At 61.1% G+C, this 20,652-nt stretch carries 20 protein-coding genes; 2 read left to right on the forward strand and 18 right to left on the reverse strand.

All coding sequences use genetic code 11. From position 1 onward, the window contains the following. Positions 1–21 precede the first annotated feature (21 nt). From PAF20_RS07285 to PAF20_RS07320, 8 genes are all read right to left on the reverse strand, one after another. Complete coding sequence (locus PAF20_RS07285; RefSeq protein ID WP_271073042.1) at positions 22–1,005, reverse strand: ABC transporter substrate-binding protein; 984 nt, start codon at positions 1,003–1,005, stop codon at positions 22–24. Positions 1,006–1,044: 39 nt separating this feature from the next. Further along, the gene (locus PAF20_RS07290) at positions 1,045–1,881 is read right to left on the reverse strand and encodes an ABC transporter permease (RefSeq protein WP_271073043.1); all 837 of its coding nucleotides are present in this window, start codon (positions 1,879–1,881) and stop codon (positions 1,045–1,047) included. Beyond that, complete coding sequence (locus PAF20_RS07295; RefSeq protein WP_271073044.1) at positions 1,878–2,741, reverse strand: ABC transporter permease; 864 nt, start codon at positions 2,739–2,741, stop codon at positions 1,878–1,880. The genes PAF20_RS07290 and PAF20_RS07295 overlap by 4 nt, the downstream gene beginning before the upstream one ends. Then, positions 2,738–3,202: a GNAT family N-acetyltransferase gene (locus PAF20_RS07300; RefSeq protein WP_271073045.1), complete on the reverse strand. Its 465-nt coding sequence runs from the start codon at positions 3,200–3,202 to the stop codon at positions 2,738–2,740. The genes PAF20_RS07295 and PAF20_RS07300 overlap by 4 nt, the downstream gene beginning before the upstream one ends. An 87-nt stretch (positions 3,203–3,289) precedes the next feature. Beyond that, the gene (locus PAF20_RS07305) at positions 3,290–4,084 is read right to left on the reverse strand and encodes an ABC transporter ATP-binding protein (protein WP_271073046.1); all 795 of its coding nucleotides are present in this window, start codon (positions 4,082–4,084) and stop codon (positions 3,290–3,292) included. Then, positions 4,081–4,506, reverse strand: coding sequence for a VOC family protein (locus PAF20_RS07310; protein ID WP_271073272.1), 426 nt, complete (start codon positions 4,504–4,506; stop codon positions 4,081–4,083). Before PAF20_RS07310 ends, PAF20_RS07305 begins: the two co-directional genes overlap by 4 nt. Next, on the reverse strand, positions 4,503–5,954 hold the full coding sequence (gene hydA / locus PAF20_RS07315; RefSeq protein ID WP_271073047.1) for a dihydropyrimidinase: 1,452 nt from the start codon (positions 5,952–5,954) through the stop codon (positions 4,503–4,505). Before hydA ends, PAF20_RS07310 begins: the two co-directional genes overlap by 4 nt. Before the next feature lie 82 nt (positions 5,955–6,036). Then, positions 6,037–7,281, reverse strand: a complete 1,245-nt coding sequence (locus PAF20_RS07320; RefSeq protein WP_271073048.1) for a Zn-dependent hydrolase — start codon at positions 7,279–7,281, stop codon at positions 6,037–6,039. A gap of 97 nt (positions 7,282–7,378) precedes the next feature. Between PAF20_RS07320 and PAF20_RS07325 the strand changes: the two genes are divergently transcribed. Beyond that, positions 7,379–7,990, forward strand: coding sequence for a TetR family transcriptional regulator C-terminal domain-containing protein (locus tag PAF20_RS07325; RefSeq protein ID WP_271073049.1), 612 nt, complete (start codon positions 7,379–7,381; stop codon positions 7,988–7,990). Positions 7,991–8,004: 14 nt separating this feature from the next. Here the strand turns inward: PAF20_RS07325 and preA are convergent, their stop codons facing one another. From preA to PAF20_RS07355, 6 genes are all read right to left on the reverse strand, one after another. Further along, the gene (gene preA / locus PAF20_RS07330) at positions 8,005–9,303 is read right to left on the reverse strand and encodes an NAD-dependent dihydropyrimidine dehydrogenase subunit PreA (protein ID WP_271073050.1); all 1,299 of its coding nucleotides are present in this window, start codon (positions 9,301–9,303) and stop codon (positions 8,005–8,007) included. Further along, positions 9,296–10,636, reverse strand: coding sequence for an NAD(P)-dependent oxidoreductase (locus PAF20_RS07335; RefSeq protein WP_271073051.1), 1,341 nt, complete (start codon positions 10,634–10,636; stop codon positions 9,296–9,298). Before PAF20_RS07335 ends, preA begins: the two co-directional genes overlap by 8 nt. A gap of 159 nt (positions 10,637–10,795) precedes the next feature. Beyond that, complete coding sequence (locus tag PAF20_RS07340; protein ID WP_271073052.1) at positions 10,796–11,404, reverse strand: nucleoside/nucleotide kinase family protein; 609 nt, start codon at positions 11,402–11,404, stop codon at positions 10,796–10,798. Continuing rightward, positions 11,401–12,195: an ATP-binding cassette domain-containing protein gene (locus PAF20_RS07345; protein WP_271073053.1), complete on the reverse strand. Its 795-nt coding sequence runs from the start codon at positions 12,193–12,195 to the stop codon at positions 11,401–11,403. The genes PAF20_RS07340 and PAF20_RS07345 overlap by 4 nt, the downstream gene beginning before the upstream one ends. Beyond that, positions 12,171–13,250 (reverse strand): ABC transporter permease, encoded by a 1,080-nt coding sequence (locus PAF20_RS07350; protein WP_271073054.1) that lies wholly within the window; start codon positions 13,248–13,250, stop codon positions 12,171–12,173. The genes PAF20_RS07345 and PAF20_RS07350 overlap by 25 nt, the downstream gene beginning before the upstream one ends. Positions 13,251–13,327: 77 nt before the next feature. Further along, complete coding sequence (locus tag PAF20_RS07355; RefSeq protein WP_271073055.1) at positions 13,328–14,353, reverse strand: sugar ABC transporter substrate-binding protein; 1,026 nt, start codon at positions 14,351–14,353, stop codon at positions 13,328–13,330. Between the two features lie 130 nt (positions 14,354–14,483). Here PAF20_RS07355 and PAF20_RS07360 point away from each other — a divergent pair, with 130 nt between their 5' ends. Beyond that, entirely contained in the window at positions 14,484–15,665 is a 1,182-nt protein-coding gene (locus PAF20_RS07360; protein WP_271073056.1) for an ROK family transcriptional regulator, read from the forward strand. On the opposite strand, the gene PAF20_RS07365 is transcribed toward PAF20_RS07360, so the two are convergent. The 4 genes from PAF20_RS07365 to PAF20_RS07380 all read right to left on the reverse strand — a co-directional run bounded on the left by PAF20_RS07365 (position 15,662) and on the right by PAF20_RS07380 (position 20,596). Then, the gene (locus tag PAF20_RS07365; RefSeq protein WP_271073057.1) at positions 15,662–16,609 is read right to left on the reverse strand and encodes an ABC transporter permease; all 948 of its coding nucleotides are present in this window, start codon (positions 16,607–16,609) and stop codon (positions 15,662–15,664) included. The two genes, PAF20_RS07360 and PAF20_RS07365, sit on opposite strands and share 4 nt — an antisense overlap. After that, complete coding sequence (locus PAF20_RS07370) at positions 16,606–18,114, reverse strand: sugar ABC transporter ATP-binding protein (protein ID WP_271073058.1); 1,509 nt, start codon at positions 18,112–18,114, stop codon at positions 16,606–16,608. The genes PAF20_RS07365 and PAF20_RS07370 overlap by 4 nt, the downstream gene beginning before the upstream one ends. A gap of 23 nt (positions 18,115–18,137) precedes the next feature. Further along, positions 18,138–19,049, reverse strand: a complete 912-nt coding sequence (locus tag PAF20_RS07375; RefSeq protein WP_271073059.1) for a substrate-binding domain-containing protein — start codon at positions 19,047–19,049, stop codon at positions 18,138–18,140. A gap of 170 nt (positions 19,050–19,219) precedes the next feature. Then, on the reverse strand, positions 19,220–20,596 hold the full coding sequence (locus PAF20_RS07380; RefSeq protein WP_271073060.1) for a xylulokinase: 1,377 nt from the start codon (positions 20,594–20,596) through the stop codon (positions 19,220–19,222). Positions 20,597–20,652 lie beyond the last annotated feature (56 nt).

Raw genomic sequence — 20,652 nt, forward strand, 5'->3', positions numbered from 1 at the left:
TTACGGACCGGCCAGGTTTGATCACTCTGTCAGCGCGATATCCGTTACGACATGCGACCAGGCACCTTCGGGCGTTTCGGAAATCACCGGATCGGACCCGCCAGCCATCAGGATTTCAACCGTCCGGTCAAAATCCGCCGGATCAAGCGCACCGTCAGAACCCGCCGTCAGCTTCGCGACCTCTGCGGCCATGCGCTTCTGATGCTCTTCGGTCTGGGCACCTGTTTCATCGTTGTCCAGCACGATCATCGCGGCTTCATCCGGGTTTTCCTCGGCATATTTCCAGCCTTCCATGCTGGCCTTTACGAAACGCGCCATCTTGTCGACGAAGGCCGGATCATCCAGATTTTCCTCCATCACATAAAGGCCGTCTTCCAGCGTGGCGACGCCCTCATCCTCATATTTGAAGGTGATCAATTCTTCCGGCGTCATTCCCGCATCAATGATCTGCCAGTATTCATTATAGGTCATGGTGCTGATACAGGCCGCCTGTTCCTGCAACAGGGGATCGACGTTGAAGCCCTGTTTCAGCACTTCGACACCTTCGGCACCGCCTTCGGTCGACAGGCCAAGCGTCGACATCCAGCTGAGGAACGGATACTCATTCCCGCCGAACCAGACGCCCAGCACCTTGCCCTTGAAGTCGTCAGGTCCGGCAACGCCGCTGTCCTTGCGGCAGGTCAGCATCATGCCAGAGCTTTTGAACGGTTGCGCGATGTTCACCAGCGGCAGCCCCTTTTCGCGCGCAGCAAGGGCCGATGGCAGCCAGTCCACCATCACATCGGCACCGCCGCCCGCCATCACCTGCGGGGGCGCAATATCGGGACCGCCGGGCTGGATCGTCACATTCAGATCCTGCGCCTCATAGAACCCCTTATCAAGCGCGACATAATAGCCCGCAAACTGCGCCTGCGTGACCCATTTAAGCTGCAGCGTCACGTCATCGGCCGCAAAGCTGGCAGCGGGCATCAGCCCTGCAACAAGTCCTGTCAGAAGGTATTTCATCTTTAGCTCCCTGTTTGTGGGGTGCGATGCCCCGGTTTGTTATTTCCGCTGGCTTGGATGCCAGAAGGTCAGCCGCGCCTCGATCAGCGCGACGATTCCGTAGAATGCGGTCCCGGCCAAGGCCGCCACCACGATTTCAGCCCAGACAAGCGGCATGTCCAACTGCCCGACCGCGGTTGAGATACGAAAACCCATGCCGCGTGTCGGACTGCCGAAAAACTCGGCAACAATAGCGCCGATCAGCGCGAGCGTGGTCGAGATCTTCAGCCCGTTGAAGATAAAGGGCAGCGCGGCGGGCAGGCGCAGCTTCCACAGCGACTGCCAATAGCCCGCGCTCCACGTCGCGATCAGGTCGCGTTGCAGGGCGTCAGTGGCGGCAAGGCCCGCGATCGTGTTTACAAGGATCGGGAAAAAGACCATGACGACAACGACCGCCGCCTTGGATTGCCAGTCAAAGCCGAACCACATCACAAGGATCGGCGCGATGCCGACAATCGGCAGGGCTGCCACGAAATTCCCGATGGGCAGCAAGCCGCGTTGCAGGAACGGGCTGCGGTCTATGGCGATTGCGGTACAAATTGCCGCCGCAGCCCCGATCAGCCAGCCCGACAATGCGCCCTTCAGGATCGTCTGGACGAAATCAATCCAAAGGGTGCGCGCATTCTCGGCAAAACTGGCGGCGATCTGGCTGGGCGCGGGCAGGATCACGGCGGGCACGTCATAGGCACGCACGGTCATCTCCCACAAAACGATCAGCGAGGCCCCGAAGATCAGCGCCACCAGAACACGTGTCAGCCGCGTATCGAAACGCGAAAGCCATGCGTTCAGCCCCCATGAGCCAAGCCAGACCGCTATGATCGGAAGCGCCGTGGTCATCGCTCCAGCCCCATGCGCCGCAGGGTAATCCGCTCGATCCAACCGATGACGATCACCAGCAGGGCCGCCAGTGCCGCAGCCGTGAACAGCGCCGCCCATATCTGAACCGTCTGCCCGTAATAGCTGCCCGACAGCAGCCGCGCACCCAACCCCGCACTCGCCCCGGCAGGCAACTCGCCCACAATCGCGCCGACAAGACTGGCAGCGATGGCAACCTTCAAACTGGCAAACAGATAGGGCATCGAAGACGGCAGCCGCAGCCGCCAGAACACCTGCGCGGCAGAGGCATTCCACGACCGCATCTGATCAAGCTGCATCGCATCCGGCGTCCGCAACCCCTTCACCGTGCCGACCAGCACCGGGAAAAAGGACAGCCAGGCCGAGATAATCGCCTTGGGCAGCAGCCCGGTGACGCCGATACTCGCCATGACGACAATCACCATTGGCGCGATGGCAAGGATCGGCACAGTCTGGCTGGCAATCGCCCAGGGCATGACCGATTGATCCATCGCCCGGCTGTGAACGATCCCCACCGCCAGCAGAATGCCCGCCGCCGTACCAATGGCAAAACCAGCCAGAGTCGCCGACAGCGTCACCCAGCCATGCCAGACCAGACTGCGCTTCGAGGTGATCTTTTGCCCCGCCAGCCCATCCCAAAGCCCGACCGCAACCTGATGCGGCGCAGGCAGAACCGGGCGTTCCTGCGCCATCGTGTTCTGAAACAGCGCCGAGAAGCTCTGCTCTGCCTCTGCCCGCTCCAATTCACGCTCGGCCCATGGCAGGTTCAGCCGGAATGCCGCCGCATACCAGATCAGGATGATCGCCAGCAGAACAGTCAGCACGGGCAGTACGCGGTTCATGCGGCAACCTCGCGCTGCCAGCCCAGCCTGACATCGGGCAGGCCTTCCTCATTTTCACCCTCGGTTCGCTCCAATTCAGCAAAACCCCGCCGGGCATAGAAGCGCCGCGCCCCGTCGTTCACCTGAAACGTCCCCAGCCAGAGCCGGGCGTGGCGGTCCTGCGCTTCCTGCATCAGGGCGGTGCCTATGCCCTGCCCGCGCTTTCCGACGAAAAGCGCGGTGATCTCCCCGGTCGGTTCATCCAGCGACAGATAGCCCGCGACTGCCTCGCCCAGTTCCGCGACCAGAATGCGGCGTTTGACAAAAGCCCGGTCGCGATAGCTTTGCGCCATCTCCTCGGTCGAGCGAGTGCGCGGCGGCATCCATTCGGTCGTGTCGATCCAATCACTGTGAATGGCGGCGCAAGCCTCCATATCCTCCGGCCGGGCAGGACGTATGATCGGGGCCGGCGCCAGCGTCATCCTGCCCTCACCTGTTCAGGACTTGCGTATATACGCATTACATACGGGTTATATACGCGAAATATACGTATTGTGCGGCACGTCCGGTCACGCATCGCCATGCCCCTCTCGCAGCCCCTCGCGGACCTCATGGGCGACGGCGATAAACTCCTGCGTGTCACGAATTTCCAGCGGACGCTCGCGCGGCAAGGGGCTTTCAATGACCTTCGTGATCCGCCCCGGACGCGGCGACATGACCACGATCTTCGTGGACAGATACACGGCCTCGGGGATGGAATGTGTAACGAAGCCAATGGTTTTCCCGGTCCGCGCCCACAGTTCCAGCAGCGCCTCATTCAGCTTGTCGCGCACGATTTCGTCCAACGCACCAAAAGGTTCATCCATCAGCAAAATTTCGGCATCAAAAGACAGCGCACGCGCAATAGAGGCCCGCTGCTGCATCCCGCCAGAAAGCTGCCACGGATATTTGCCGCCAAAGCCCGACAGATCGACGAGGTCCAGCACACGCTCGATCCGCTCGGCCCGATCACCCTTTGAAAATCCCATAATTTCAAGTGGTAAAGATATATTCTTCGAAATCGTTCGCCAAGGATAAAGCCCCGGCGCCTGAAAGACATAGCCATAGGCCCGCGCCTTCCGTGCCTCATCCGGGGTCATCCCGTTCACGCTCAGCCTGCCCCCGGTCGGCGTCTCCAACGCCGCGATCGTGCGCAGCAGCGTCGTCTTTCCGCAGCCAGAAGGCCCGATGAAACTGACGAAATCGCCCTGATTGATGGTCAGATCGACGCCTTTCAGTGCGTGAACCGGGCCATCGGCGGTCTGAAAGGTCAGGTCAACGCTATCGGCTTCGATCACCGGGCCGGTTTCGACAGCAGCGGTCATTCCGGTATCTCCCACAATTTGGGCGACGCGAATTCAATCGAATTTCCGGCGGGATCGCGAACGTAAATCGAGCGCGCTCCGTTCGGCCAGAAAAAATCGCTTTCAATGGCCACACCGGCATGGCTCAGCCTGTTCACCCAATCGTCAAGCGCGTCCATCGGCACCGAAAAGCACAAATGGCCCGGCCCGTCCGCCCCGTGGGATGGCACCGGCAATACGGCATCGGGTTCCAGTGGCTTGCGCGTAACTTCCGGGCGGAACACCAGCACGACAGTCGTCTCGCAGCGAAAGAAAATGTGCCGACCTTCTCGTGCCGTCAGCTCTGTCAGCCCGAGCAGGTCGCCATAGAAACCGCGTGCAGCCTCCAGGTCGTCGGCATAAAGCGCGGCCTCCAGTACGCCGAGCATTGGTGGCATCATCAGACCCCCGACGCCGGTATCCCTGACCGTTCCACCGCCCTTGGCGCGGTCAGTTCCTTCCATTGCGACAGGGCGCGGTTTACCGTTCCGCGCGGTTCGCGACCGACGAATTCGCCGTGGCCCTCGCGGCTGTCCACTTTGCCCTCGGTCACCACGACGACGCCGCGGGTCAGGGTATAGCGCGGGAGGCCTTTGACCTTCTGACCCTCGAACACGTTATAATCAATGGCGGATTGCTGGCTGTCCGCGCCGATGGTCTTTTCAGCCTCAGGGTCCCAGACGACCAGATCGGCATCGCTGCCGACCAGAACCGCGCCTTTCTTCGGATAGAGGTTCAGGATCTTCGCGCTGTTGGTCGAGGTCGCGGCGACGAATTCATTCGGCGTCAGCCGCCCGGTATTCACCCCATGCGTCCACAGCATCGGCATCCGGTCCTCAAGCCCGCCGGTTCCATTCGGGATCTTGGTGAAATCGCCGACTCCATAGCGTTTCTGTTCGGTCGTAAAGGCGCAATGATCCGTCGCCACCACCGACAGGCTGCCCGATTGCAGCCCGGCCCAGAGGCTGTCCTGATGAAGCTTGTTCCGGAACGGCGGAGACATCACCCGGCGGGCGGCGTGGTCCCAGTCCTTGTTCAGGTATTCGCTGTCATCCAGCGTCAGATGCTGGATCAGCGGCTCCCCCCAGACGCGCTTGCCCTGCTGGCGCGCACGGCGGATCGCTTCATGGCTGTCCTCGCAAGAGACATGCACCACATATAGCGGCACGCCGGCCATATCCGCCACCATGATCGCGCGGTTCGTGGCCTCCCCCTCAACCTGTGGCGGGCGGGAATAGGCGTGCGCCTCGGGGCCGGTATTGCCTTCGGCCAGCAGTCGGGCAGATAACTCGGCCACAACATCGCCATTCTCGGCATGGACCAACGCGATCCCGCCCAGGTCGCCAACCCGGCGGAAGCTGGCAAACAACTCATCATCATTCACCATCAGCGCGCCTTTATAAGCCATGAAATGCTTGAAGCTGGTAATGCCGCGCTTCACCACCTCTTCCATCTCATTGAAAACCTGCTCTCCCCACCAGGTGATCGCCATGTGATAGGAATAGTCACAATGCGCCCGGCCGGATTTGTTATCCCACATCTGCAACGCATCCAGCAGCCCCTGCTGCGGAGAGGGCAGCGCGAAATCCACCACCATCGTCGTCCCGCCCGCAAGCGCCGCGCGGGTGCCGCTTTCGAAATCATCGGCGGAATAGGTGCCCATGAAGGGCATTTCCAGATGCGTATGCGGATCGATCCCGCCCGGCATGACATAGCAGCCCGTCGCGTCGAGTTCCTTGTCACCGCTCAGCTTTTCGCCAATCGCAGCGATCTTGCCGCCCTCGATCAGCACATCCGCCTTATAGGTCAGATCGGCGGTGACGATGGTTCCGTTTTTGATAACCGTGCTCATCCCTTGCTTCCTCCCTGTTGCTTGCCTGTCTTTGGTGTGAAAATACCTCGGGGTCCGGGGCAGAGCCCCGGCCGCCTTAGGCTCACCTCACAACCTCCGCCGTTTCCAGCACCGCATGCAGCAGAACGTCGGCCCCCGCGCTCGCCCATTCCGGACTGATCTCCTCGGCCTCGTTATGCGATAGCCCGTCCACGCAGGGGCACATGATCATTACCGTGGGCGCGACGCGGTTGATCCAGCAGGCGTCGTGGCCGGCACCGCTGACGATATCCAGATGCGAATAACCTAGGCTTTCCGCTGCATCGCGTACTGTTTTCACCAAGCCCTCATCGAAAGTCACCGGATCGAAATGACCGACCGGCTCGATCTCTATGCCGAGGCCGAGATCGGCTGCGATCTTGGGCGCTTCATCCTCCAGCCGCGCCCGCATGGCGTTCAGCTTTTCCAGTTGCGGAGAACGGAAGTCGATGGTGAACACTGCCTTGCCAGGGATCACGTTGCGGCTGTTTGGATAGACATTCGCCTGACCGACCGCGCCCACGGCATCGGGCTGGTGGTCCATCGCAATCCTGTGCACAGCGTCAATGATCCGCGCCATGCCGAGGCCCGCATTCACCCGCATGTTCATGGGCGTCGATCCGGTATGCGCATCCTTGCCGGTCAGCGTCACCTGCAACCACCACAGCCCCTGCCCGTGGGTTACGACGCCGATCTGCTTGTTCTCGGCCTCCAGAATAGGGCCCTGTTCGATGTGATATTCGAACATCGCATGCATCGGACGGCCTCCGACGGGCTCTTCACCGCGCCAGCCGATGCGGTCGAGTTCATCTCCGAAGCGCTTGCCATCCGCATCCTCGCGGCTATTGGCGAAATCTTCGTCATGCACACCGGCATAGACGCCCGAGGCCAGCATGGCGGGGGCGAAACGGGTGCCTTCCTCATTCGTCCAGTTGGTCACGACGATGGGTCGGCGGGTTTTGATGCCCATGTCGCGGATGGCGCGGATCACCTCCAGCCCCGAAAGCACGCCCAGAACGCCGTCATATTTCCCGCCCGTTGGCTGGGTATCCAGATGGCTGCCGATATAGACCGGATCGGCGTCGGGGTCGGTGCCCTCATGGCGCATGAACATATTGCCCATACGGTCGACCTGCATGGTCATGCCCGCATCTTCGCACCAGCTCTGGAACAGGCGACGACCTTCGGCATCTTCATCGGTCAGGGTCTGGCGGTTGTTGCCGCCCGCAACTCCGGGGCCGATCTTTGCCATCTCCATCAGGCTGTCCCACAGGCGCGCCCCGTCGATTCTGATATTGTCGCCTTCCATGCGCTCACCCCTGTTTTTCGTCCATCCGGCAAAGCTTTGACCTTGCCCGTTCTTTTACGCTAACTGCGCCCATACACTTGTCAACATTTCTGGCCCGATGACCGACGCCCCGCCGCAAACCCGCATCAGAAAACGCAATACACAAGCGATCCTGAGTGCCGCGTTGAGTGTTTTTGCGGCAGAGGGATTCCGCGGCGCCACGCTGGATCAGATTGCCGCGGCGGCGAAGCTGTCCAAGCCGAACCTGCTGTATTACTTCCCCTCGAAAGAGGCGGTCTATGTCGAGCTTCTGGCCTCGCAGCTTGAACATTGGCTTGATCCGCTTCGCGCCATCGACCCGGATGGAGAGCCGGTCGCGGAAATGCTCAGCTATATTCGCAGCAAATTGCTGATGAGCCGCAGCCATGCCCGCGAAAGCCGCCTGTTCGCGGGCGAGGTTCTGCGCGGTGCGCCCCATATCGGCGATGTGCTGCAGGGGCCGCTGCGTCAGCTTGTCGATGAAAAGGCGGCGTTGATCCAAGGGTGGATGGATGCCGGGCGGCTGGCACCTTCGGATCCCTATCACCTCATCTTCTCCATCTGGGCGCTGACCCAGCATTACGCCGATTTCGCACCGCAGGTGACGGCGGTGCTGGGGCCCGACCGCGACCCTGTGGACGAAGGGATGCGCTTTACCGAAACATTGTACCGGCGAATGCTGACCCCCTGATTGCGGCATCAGCCTCATTCAGCGGCCTTGGCCATCGGGTTGTTGGGATGCGTCGTCCAGTTGCCGAATTCCGTGACCTCCTGCCCTGTGCGGGGATCGACCTCTCCCAAAGGCAATTCGCGCATTGTGATGCAATCCTCCACCGGGCAGACATCGACGCAAAGGTTGCAGGCGACGCATTCGTCATCCTTCACCTCAAACACGCGGCCCGGCAGCATGGCGATGGCCTGATGGCTCGTATCCTCGCAAGCCGCATAGCAGCGCCCGCATCTGATGCACTCATCCTGATTGATCTGCGCCTTGGTCACATAATTCAGGTTCAGATATTGCCAGTCGGTGACATTCGGCACGGCACGACCGATCAGGTCTGACAATGCGATGTCTTTCTCATCCAGATACTGGCCGAGACCCGAGATCATCTCCTGCACGACCTTGAAACCATAGGTCATGGCCGCCGTGCACACCTGCACATTGCCCGCGCCGAGCGCCATGAACTCTGCGGCATCGCGCCATGTCGTCACACCGCCGATGCCACTGATCGGCAGCCCGCGGGTCTCGGCCGAACGGGCGATCTCAGCCACCATGTTCAGCGCAATCGGTTTCACCGCCGGGCCACAATAGCCGCCATGCGCACCCTTGCCATCAATCGTCGGTTCCGGCGCGAACAGATCCAGATCGACCGACGTGATGGAGTTGATCGTGTTGATCAGACTGACCGCATCCGCGCCGCCGCGCTTCGCCGCCTCTGCCGGTTTGCGGATATCGGCGATGTTGGGCGTCAGCTTCACGATACAGGGCATGCGGCTGTATTGCTTGACCCACCGCGTCACCATTTCGATATATTCCGGCACCTGGCCTACGGCAGAGCCCATGCCACGCTCGCTCATCCCGTGGGGGCAGCCGAAGTTCAGCTCCACCCCGTCCGCGCCCGTATCCTCAATCGCGGCAAGAATGGCCTTCCAGCTTTCCTCCTCGCACGGCACCATCAGGCTGATGACAAGCGCCCGGTCGGGATAGTCGCGCTTGACCTGCTTGATCTCTCGCAGATTCACCTCCAGCGGGCGGTCGGTGATCAGTTCGATATTGTTGAGGCCAAGCACGCGCCGATCAGCACCGTGGATCACGCCATAGCGCGGGCCATTGACGTTGACAACGGGCGGGCCCTCGGCGCCAAGTGTCTTCCAGACGACCCCGCCCCAGCCGGCCTCGTAGGCGCGGCGAACGTTATATTCCTTGTCGGTCGGCGGGGCCGAGGCCAGCCAGAACGGGTTCGGGGATTTGATCCCGACGAAATCAGACCGCAGATCAGCCATTGTTTTCCCCCATCAGATAAGTGTGAATATCCTCTGCCGCGTCACGGCCCTGAGCGACTGCGCTGACGGTCAGGTCCTCCCCCTCTGCGGTGCAGTCCCCGCCTGCCCATATACCAGAGACAGAGCTGCGCCCCGCCCCGGTCACGGCAATCTTGCCGCCTGTCACCGCCAGCCCGTCAGGCAGACCGTCCAGCCGCTGCCCGATTGCTGAAAGAACCTGATCGGCGCGCAGACGGAAGGTTTCCTCCTGCTGCTTCAGCCCGTCGGGGGTATCAGCGGTATAGGCAAATTCGATCTCTGCCCCGCCATCACCCTTATGCAGCGCCACCGGCGTTGCGTTGGTGCGTATGCGTACCCCGCTGCCGGTCGCGTGATCCTGTTCGTGATGCGAAGCGGACATCCTCTCCTGCCCGCGCCGATAAACGATGGTCACATTCTCGGCCCCGAGCAGCCGCGATTGCACAGCCGCATCAACCGCTGTCATCCCGCCGCCGATCACGACGACATCCCGGCCAACCGGCAGAGTCGTCAGATCTTCGGTCTGGCGCAGTTCTGCGATGAAATCGACCGCATCGCGCAAGACGCCATTTGTCGCGCCCAGTCCCGGATCATTCACCGCACCCAGACCGACGCCCAGAAACACGGCATCGAATTCCTGGTGCAACGCATCAAGATAAACATCCCGGCCAAGCGCCTTGCCGCATTCCAGCGTGATCCCGCCGATGGATAGCAGCCAATCCACCTCTCGCTGCGCGAACTGTTCGGTGGATTTATATGCAGCAATGCCAAATTCGTTCAGCCCGCCCGGCTTGGGTCGCGCCTCGAACACGGTGACGTCATGACCGTGCATCGCCAGACGATGCGCACAGGCCAGACCCGCAGGCCCGGCCCCCACAACGGCGACCCGCTTGCCCGTCACGGCCGCGCGGCTGAACGGCTGCGCTTCGCGCATCGCCACATCGGTGGCATAACGCTGCAACCGCCCGATCTCGACCGGCTTGCCCTCTGCCGTTTCCCGCACGCAGGACCCTTCGCACAGGGTTTCCGTGGGGCAAACGCGTGCGCACATCCCGCCAAGGATGTTCTGCGACAGGATGGTTTCCGCCGCGGCTTCCGGCGTCCCTGTCGCGATCTGTCGGATGAACAGCGGAATGTCGATTTCGGTCGGACAAGCTTCGACACAAGGCGCGTCGAAGCAGAAATAACAGCGATCCGCCGCGACCGATGCCTCATGCGGATCGAATGGGGGTTCGTGGTCCGAAAAACCTGCGGCAATCGCCTCGGCAGGCAGACGCGCGGCGGCAAGTCCGGGGGTAAGGGGTGAGTTTGTCACAATCGGCTCCCGATATAAGCGGTGGCTGATTGCAGGATGACACAGGTCAGAATTTTATCAATTGGTAAAATTCCTGAGTGAAGCGCTTTAATTTCAGCATGCTGCAAAGCAGCGCAAATCGACCGAAAAAGCGGCAGTGCAGAAATTTTGGCTGAAGCTTCAGCGGTTGCTGAGGATCACATCGGCTGGCAGGCTGTTTTGAATGACAAGCCGCGCATTGGGTAGATCGTTCAGCCGGACCTTCTCTGGCCCATCCGGCTGTCCGAGCCAGCGTTGCTGCAGACGGGCCTCGATCTCGGCCAGATCACCTTCGACCATGACGGTCAGGTCGAAATGCTGCGACAGCGGCCGCCATGCCGGATCATCCAGCAACAGATAGTTTCCCTCACACAGGATCAGCCGGACGTCAGGCCCGATGATGCGTGCACCGGCACGGGAAATCTCCAGCTTGCGGTCGAACACGGGAACGGCAACGTCGCGCCCGTCATTCGCGACCAGCCGGGACAGCATATGTCCCAGCCCATCCACGTCGAATGTCGGGGGCGCGCCTTTGCGTTGCCGCAAGCCCCACGCATCTAGTACGGCATCGTCATAGTGGAAGCCATCCATCGGCAAGATTGCCGATGCGGACAGGTTTTGGTTTAGCCATTCTGCCAAGGTGCTCTTGCCCGATGCAGGCGCACCGGCAATCGCCACGATCCGGCGTTTTTCTGATGGCAACGCGCCGAGCCACGACAGCAGCCCGGCGCGATCAGTGCGTTCGCTCATGCAGCCTCTGGCGGCGGTTCCTTGGCGCCGGTCATGAAGGCAACCGCGTCGGACATGGTGTAGTCGTCAGGCCGGATCACCGCATGACGCCGGCCCAGCCGGTGCACATGGATGCGATCCGCAACCTCGAACACGTGCGGCATGTTATGGGAAATCAGCACGATGGGAAGGCCGCGCGATTTCACGTCAAGGATCAGTTCCAGCACCTTGCGGCTTTCCTTGACACCAAGCGCCGCTGTCGGCTCATCCAGCACGACAACCTTGGAACCGAAGGCCGCAGCGCGGGCAACTGCCACGCCCTGCCGCTGACCGCCTGACAGAGTTTCAACCGGCTGGTCGATATTCTGGATGGTCATCAGCCCCAGTTCGGACAGCTTGTCCCGCGCGATCTTGCGCATCTGCGCCTGATCCAGCTGACGCAGCCATTTACCGGCGAAGCCGTCCTTCCGTATTTCACGCCCCATGAACATATTGTCCGCGATGGACAAGGCAGGCGACAAGGCAAGGTTCTGGTAAACCGTTTCGATCCCGGCCTTGCGTCCATCCATCGGAGAGTTGAAATGAACGGGCTTTCCGTCCAGCTCGATCACGCCCTCATCGGGCTGAACCGCGCCGGAAATCGCTTTGATTAAGCTGGACTTGCCCGCGCCATTGTCGCCGATCACCGCCAGAATTTCGCCCGGATACAAATCGAAATCCGCGTGATCCAGTGCCGTGACACGGCCATAGCGTTTGACCAGCCCGCGTGCCTTCAGAACAGGGGAGCTCATGCCGAAACCTTTCTGATCCATTGGTCAATCGCGACCGCGAGAATGATAAGCCAGCCGGTCGCAAAGACCTGCCACAGCACGTCGACACCCGCCAGACGCAGGCCCGACTGGAAAACGCCGACAATCAGCGCCCCGAACAGCGCCCCCATGATCGAGCCGCGCCCACCGAACAAAGAGATCCCACCGATCACGACAGCGGTAATGGATTGCAGGTTGCCCTCATAAAAACTCTGCGGAGAGATAGAGCCGACACGCCCGATGGATGCCCAACCGGCGATGGCGCAGATCAGGCCTGCCGTAAGATAGACCGAACGCAGAACCTTGTCGGTCTGGATACCCGCCAGTTCCGCCGCCTCTTTATCGTCGCCCACGGCATAGACATGGCGACCCCATGCCGTCTTGTTCAGCATGAACCACAGCACGATGAAGATAATGATCATCAGGATCGAGCCATAGGTGATCTGCGCCCCGCCGATCGGGATGGAGTTGCCGAAGAATTTCAGGAAAGATGCATTGGCGTCGATATCCGCACCCCGAATGGATTGCGCGCCAGAGAAATACAGGATCAGCGCGTAGAACACGTTCCAGGTGCCAAGCGTCGTGATAAAAGGCGGCAGCTTGACCCGCGTAACCAGAAGGCCGTTCAGCCAGCCGCAGGCCGCGCCCAGAACGAAGGACATGGGCAGCGCGATCACCGACGGCACCCCCATCTCAACCGCCAGCTTGCCCGCAATCACCGAACACAGCACCATGATGGCAGCCACTGACAGGTCAATCCCCGCGGTGATGATGACCAGCGACTGCGCCGCCGCCAGCATCCCGATGATAGAGACCTGCTGCATGATAAGCGACAGATTAAATGCAGAGAAGAAGTTATTGGCGATAAGTCCGAAAATCACCAGCGACAGCATCAGCACGATGACCGGCACCATGGTTGGGTTGCCATGCAGGAAATGCTGCGCCCGGTCCACGAAGCCGGTATGGCGGCCCTCGAAACTGGCGACACGCGTATCGCTCTGCTCCAGCGTGTTTTCATAGTCCTGACGCTTTCGGGGCGTCTGTTCTGTATCCGTCACCGCGGTATCTCCCCCCAAGGCCGGTGTGATGAGGCCGGCGACACGATGCCGCCGGCCGGTCCTTCAGGCGAAGCTGGTCAGCCCCAGCACTGCTCCAATGCTTCGTCAGAGGTGATCGACTCGATCCCGTCGACCGGGTTGTCAGTCACCAGCGTGACGCCGGTGTTGAAGAAATCAAGCCCTTCCGAATTTTCCGGCTTTTCTCCGCTGTCGGCGAAGGCTTTGATCGCGCCGATACCCTCTGACGCCATCAGCAGCGGGAACTGCATCGAGGTCGCGCCGATAATACCATCCTTGACGTTCTGAACGCCGGGACAGCCGCCGTCGATCGACACGATTGTCGCCTGTTCGCTGACGCCCATCGCGTTCAACGCCTCATAGGCACCGGCAGCGGCGGGTTCGTTGATGGTATAGACGACGTTGATCTCGGGGTCCTGCTGCAACAGGTTTTCCATCGCGGTGCGACCGCCATCTTCGTTACCGTCGGTCACATCATGGCCAACGATGCGCGGATCGTCTTCGTCACCTATACGGGTCGGTTCCTTGATGTCGATGCCGAAGCCCTGCATGAAACCCTGGTTGCGCAGATAGTCGACAGAGACTTGCGACGGGTTCAGGTCAAGGAACGCGATTTTGGCATTTTCGGCCTCGTCACCCAGCGTCGCGGCAGCCCACTGACCGATCAACTCACCCGCCTTGAAGTTATCGGTGGCGAAGGTCGCATCGGCGGTTTCCGCCGGCTCGAACGGGGTATCAAGCGCGATGACAAGGGCACCGGCATCCCGGGCCTGCTCGATGGCCGGGGCCAGTGCACGACTGTCGGATGGCGTAATCAGGATGCCCTTCGCGCCAGAGGCCATGCAGGTCTCGATCGCGGCAACCTGCGTCTCCACATCGCCGTCGATCTTGCCGGCATAGGTCGACAATTCGATCCCGTTTTCCTCGGCAGCGGCAATGGCGCCTTCCTTCATCTTGGCGAAGAACGGGTTGGTATCTGTTTTCGTAATCAGGCAAGCGCCGACGGTGTCCTGCGCAGAGGCCGCGCCACCGAAGGACAGGGCAGCCGCACCGGCGAGCAAAGCGAGTTTGGTGTTAAAGCGCATGTGATCCTCCCATGGATATGCGGCCTTCACGATGAAGCCAGATTGATCCACTGTCAATAAATCATTTCAGTTGATTTATTCGGAACTTGGCTTAACTACGAAGACAGGGAGACGGGATGGAGGGGTCACATTGCCCGATTCGGCAACGCCACTGTTCAAGGGCAACAACAAGACCAGTATGCGGGCCGGAAACGAGCGGCTGGTGATCACGCTGCTGCATCGCTTCGGTGTGATGTCGCGCGCGGAAATCGCGGCGCAAACGGGGCTGTCGCCGCAAGGCGTATCCGTCATCATCCGCAAGCTGGAGGCTGAGGGGCTGATTATCGGTGGTGATCCGATACGCGGTCGCGTCGGCCAACCCTCGATCCCGTTCGAGTTGAACCCCGACGGCGCTTTCTTCATAGGCGTCAAGGTGGGCCGCCGCAGCACAGAGGTCGTCCTGGGCGACATGAAGGGCAATGTCCGCGAGGCTTTTCCGCAGACCTATGCCCAACCCGAACCCGAACCAGTCGCGGATTTCGTGCTGCAGTCCGTGGCCCAGATCATGGACACGCCGAATGGCCGCCGCGCAAGCGGCATCGGCATCGCCATCCCGTCTGAGATGTGGAACTGGGGTTCGCTGATCGGCATGTCAGACGCGCATATGGAGGGGTGGCGCGACCTGCAATTGGCCGAACGTATCGCAGCCCGATCCGGCCTGCCGGTTTATACCCGAAACGACGCAACTGCCGCCTGCGGGGCAGAGCTTATGTTCGGTAAAGGCGAACTTCCTTCAGACTTCCTGCACCTCTATTTCGGTTATTTCATCGGCGGCGGGTTGGTGCTTGATAACAGGCTGTATGACGGGCCGACCGGCAATGCGGGCGCCATCGGCTCCATGCCCATCGGGTGGGAGGGCCGGCCGAGGCAGCTGATCGAACTGGCCTCGATCAGCGTGATGGAGCATTGGCTGAAGGATGGCCGGATCATCACCGAGGAAAGCTTTGACGACATCCCTGCCCCTCTGCTGGATCGCTGGCTTGATCAGGCATCGGCAAGTGCGGCCCATGCGGTGGCTGCAAGCTGCGCCTTGCTGGATCTGGACGCCGTGGTGATCGACGGCTGGATGCCATCGCATATCCGCGCCGATCTGGCCCAACGGATCGAAGCCGCTTTGCCCGGTTTCGATTTCTCCGGGATGAGCCAGCCGCGCATCATGGAAGGCACGCTTGGCCGCGCCGCCCGCACCATCGGTGCCATCGCGGTCCCGTTCGGGGCACATTTCCTTGTGGATCAGACCGGCCCCGCCGCGACCGGTGGAAACGACGCCTAGCTGCGCCGGCGCGACAGGGTCGCCACAGATACCGCCGCGATTACAATCACACCGACAAGGATTTCCCGCACATAGCTGTCCACCTTTAACTGCGTCAGCCCGTTGTCGAGGATGCCCAGCATCAGCACACCCAAGAGTGTATAAAACACGCGCGGCTCGCTCTGCCGGCTCATGGTCATACCAAGGAAAACGGCAGCGATGGCATCCAGCATCAGCCCCGACCCCTGCGTCGGATTGGCAGAGGCAACGCGTGAGGCATACATCAGCCCCGCGCCCGCCGCGCCCAGACCGGTCAGCGCGAACGCCAGAAGACGCAGGCGCACGACACGGACACCGGCCAGATGCGCCGCCTCTCGATTGCCGCCGATGGCGTAAAGGCGGCGACCGAAGCTGGTATGTTCAAGCAGGAACCAGCTAGCGAGTATCACCGCCGCAGCCGTCAGCGACAGGAAGGGAACTTTCAGATCACCCATCTGCAAGCCGCCACGGGCAAACCCGGAAAAACCGGCGGGAATGTCGCGGCCAAAGATCGTCTTGCCGTCCGACAACCGAAAGGCGAGCCCCGAAAAGACAGTCAGCGTCCCAAGCGTCGCCACGAAGGGCAGGATGCCGATCACCGATACCAGCACGCCGTTGACCAGTCCGCCCAGCAAACCCACCAGAAGCGCGGCGCCAATCCCGGCCCAGACCGGATAACCCAGGGTAAACAGCACCGCCGCCACGATTCCGGCAAGACTGGCCATCGAGCCGACCGACAAGTCGAAATCGTTCATAACCATGACGATGGTCATCGTCGCCGCCACCACCGCCAGCATCGAGACCTGCTGGCCGATATTCATCAGGTTTCGCGCCGTCAGAAACGTGTCCGGCAGTTGCCATGCGAAGAACAGGATGATCAGCGCAAAACCGATCAGCGTGCCGGACTGGCGCAGGGTCTTGGTCATGTCGCGGCCCTCTGGTCCGTTGTGTCATAGAAATGCGCAAGAAGTGTCGCAGGCGTCAGCGCGTCGCCATCCAGCAGATGTGTTTGCCGGCCATCTTGCAGAACAAGAATGCGGTCGCACATGCCGATCACCTCTTGCAGGTCGGTCGAGGTCAGCATGACGGCGCAGCCCGTTGCCGCGAGTTCGCGGACCAGTTCATAGATCTCATGTTTGGCACCCACATCCACGCCGCGCGTCGGATCGTCCAGCAGCAGCAGGCGGGGATCGCCCATCAGAGCACGGGCAAAAACCACTTTTTGCTGATTGCCGCCCGACAACTGCCCGACGGGCTGTTCGGTGCCGCTGTATTTCAGGCGCACATCCTGCGCCAGCCTTTGCGTTTCACGCCGTTCGCCCCCCTTACGGGCGACCGGGCCGAACCTGGAAAGATAGGGCAGAACCACATTCGACCGGATCGGCATATTCAGCATCAGCGCTTCGGATCGTCTTTCGCGTGGGATATAGGCGACGCCGCGTTTCCATGCGGCGAAGGGGGATCGCGGAAGTGGCATGCCATCGAAACTCGCCTGTCCGGCCGTGATGCTGCTTTTGCCGAGGAGCAGTTGCAAAAGCCTGCCCTGCCCCGCCTCGGCTAACCCGGTGACACCCAAAACCTCACCGGGATGCAGGTCAACCGTAATGCCTGTCAACTCTTCCGCGGCAACATCGCGAAGTTGCAGCAAAGGGGTCTCGCCGATCTTCCCACGACGCGCGGGATACACATCTGATACCTCGCGCCCGGTCATCTCTTCGATGATGCGGCCCTTGGAGGTATCGCCGACCGGACGCGTCGAAACATGCCGTCCATTGCGCAGAACAGTCACCTCATCGGCAATCCGCATCACCTCATCCAAACGGTGAGAGACATACAGCACCGCCGCACCTTCCGCCTTCAGCCGTCCGATCACATCGAACAGCATTTCGGATTCCGTTCCAGTCAGCGCCGCGGTCGGCTCATCCAGAACGTAAAGGACCGGGGCCGGGCCATCTGCAACAAGAGCCGCCGCGATCTTCATCAGCATCCGGTCACCAACCGGAAGATCACCCGCATAGGCACTTACGTCGATGTGATCCGCGCCCAGCCGGAGCAGAGCCGCCCTTGCCCGCTTGCGCAACGTCGGCCAATCGACCGCGACGCCGAAGCGGCGTGGATAGCTGTGATTCAGCATGATGTTTTCCGCCACTGATAGCTGCGGAATGATGTTCAGCTCCTGATGGATGATGCGGAAACCTGCGGCATGGGCCTCTGCGGCATCGCGCAATGATACCGCGCGGCCATCCATCACAACGCTCATGCTGTCGGCGGAAATGACCCCGGCAATCAGCTTGATCAGGGTCGATTTCCCCGCCCCGTTCTCGCCCATCAGGGCATGAACGCGCCCCGCCCGCAAAGGCAAGGTCACATCTGAAAGGGCCGGAACCCCTCCATAGGATTTCGACATATTGGCAAAGACCAAATCCTGCATGAGCGCGCGCGCCGCTAAGCCGTTTATTCTGCCGCGTTTTCCTTGGTTATCAATGTGGTCGGCACATAAACCACGCTGGTTAGTTGCTCCTCTCCGGCAATCGCGCGGGCAACGACTTCTGCGGCCTCGGCACCCATTGACGCGAAATCCTGCGCGACAGAGGCCTCGAAACTGCCGCCCTGCGCGATGGCATCGCGGGCTTGCGGATTGGCGTCGATACCAGTGATCACGATGCCTTCGTCGCCACGACCCGCATCCTCAATGGCCTGCAAAGCGCCAAGGGCGGGCTGGTCCCATGCCGCCCAGACGGCCTTTATGCTGCCGGGTTCAGGGTTCGCGGCCAAAATAGCTTCCATCTGGGCGCGACTGTCAGCGATGCCACCGTCCTGAACATCGGGGGTCACACGATCCAGCACCTCGATATCGGGAAAATTGCCAAAGACCGCATCGGCGATGACACCCCTGATCTGCACCGGCGGGAAGGCGTCAAAGACGAACATGACAACGTTGCCCTCTCCGCCGATCCGGTTGGCCGCGTAGACGGCGGTTTCGGCAGCCATCGCATAGCCGTTCGACGTGACATTGGCGACCAGCAGCGGGTCGTTCCCCGCATCCAGGCCGACAACCGGTATTCCCGCGTCCGATGCGGCCAATAGCCCCGCATTCACCTGCGCCGGATCGACCGCGATTACGATGGCATCGGCATTCTGTGTCACGGCATCCTCGATCCGGCTGATCACGGCGGCAACATCACCTGCGGTATCGACGACATTGACCTCCCATCCCTTTTCGGCCGCGGATGCCTCAAAACCCTCAATCGCGGCCTGAGTGCCGGGCTGGGCCAGATAGGGCGTGACCACGGCAACCGATTGCGCAAGTGCGGCGGTTGTGCAAAGTCCAAGAACGGCGGCGGTCAGGGCGAATTTCTGGATCATGAGTCCTCCTGTCGGTCAGCAGAGTGGATCGTTTGTCGGATCATGTATCAGTCAAATCGCAGCAAATTGCTACACCATCCTGTCAGCCCCTTTGTGCAGCAAGCTGTGACAGATGCTTGCCCAATCCGCCGGCGATGGTCAGCGCTGCTTTATAAATGCCGAACAGTTCGTCATAGAATGGCTGCTGTCGGGGATCGGGCAGATATTCCCCCCCCCGCCGACGCAAGCCTAGCCGCGGCATCTGCAAAATCGGCGAACTGGCCCGAACCGATCCCGGCAATCATGGCGGCGCCCATCACCCCCGGCTCTGCCGCACCTATCGTCTTAAGTGGAACGCCCAGGATATCGGCGCGGATCTGGTTCCACGCCGCAGAGCGGAAGCCCCCGCCACCGCAATGGATCAGCCCGACCTCTGTATCTGCAGATTGGCGCACGGCCTCCAGTGCATGACGGGCCGAAAGTGCCACGCCTTCATAGACTGCGCGGCAGAAATCAGCGCGAGCAGTCCGGCGCGACACATTCAGGAACCCAGCCCGCAGATCGGCATCCCAAAGCGGGGCACGCTCTCCCTCCAGCTGGGGCATGAAAAGCGGCGTCGCCTGACTGCGCGGCGTGGCCGCGACCGCCTCTGCCATCTCGGCCAGGGTCATGCCGCTTACACCGGCGAACCATTGAACCGCATCTCCGCCCGATTGCGTCGGGCCGGCATGAATACGAAGGCCCTGATATTCCGGAAAAACGATAGCGCCTTCCGAGGGTCTGACGGCGCGAGAAGAAATACCCATGACCTCGCTTGTGCCGCTGAGGTAAACCGCTACGCCTTCGCGTCCCGCACCTGCACCGACCAGACCGGCCCAGGCGTCCATCGTGCCATTGACGACGGGAACGCCACGGAACGGCCCGGATGCCATCGTACCCGCAACACCAGTTACATCACGAATGGGTGCCACACGATCAGCCGCCCCCGGAACAAGCGCCAGTACGCCATCGATATAACCCATATCAGCGCCAACCAGCCCGACATTCGAAATCGGATCAGTGGACACATCGCCAGTCATACGCCAGATACAGAAATCCTTGGGCAGCAGGACATACCGCGTTTTGCCCCATATTTCCGGCTCGTGCCGCGCGACCCATGCCATGCGCGCTATGGCATGGCTGGCATCAATCGGCATGGGCGAACCCCACCACTCTTCTTTCTGCGCGTCGGATATACCGGAATCGAGTTCGCCAGCCACCTTGCCGGCCCTGCCATCCTGCCAAAGGATCGCGGGACGCAATGCCTCGCCCGATGCACAGACGAAAACATGCGTGTTGACCTGACTGCACATACCAATCGCCGCAACCTCATACCCGGCGAAGTGATCCAGTGCCTGAGAAACAAGCCGCATCCAGTCGTCGGGCGATTGCTCTACATGGTTCGGGCCGGAGCGATGCGTCGCATAGGATTGCGCAAACCTGTCCAACACCTGCCCATCGGGCGCGATGACCGCCGCCTTGACAGTGGTCGTTCCGACATCAATGCCGATGATATTCCGCGCCGCCATAACTGCCCCCGGATACAAGGCCAGTTCTCCAGCCCGCTTTCTGGGTTAATTAACTA

The sequence above is a fragment of the Paracoccus albus genome, from assembly GCF_027913035.1.
Taxonomy (GTDB): domain Bacteria; phylum Pseudomonadota; class Alphaproteobacteria; order Rhodobacterales; family Rhodobacteraceae; genus Paracoccus; species Paracoccus albus.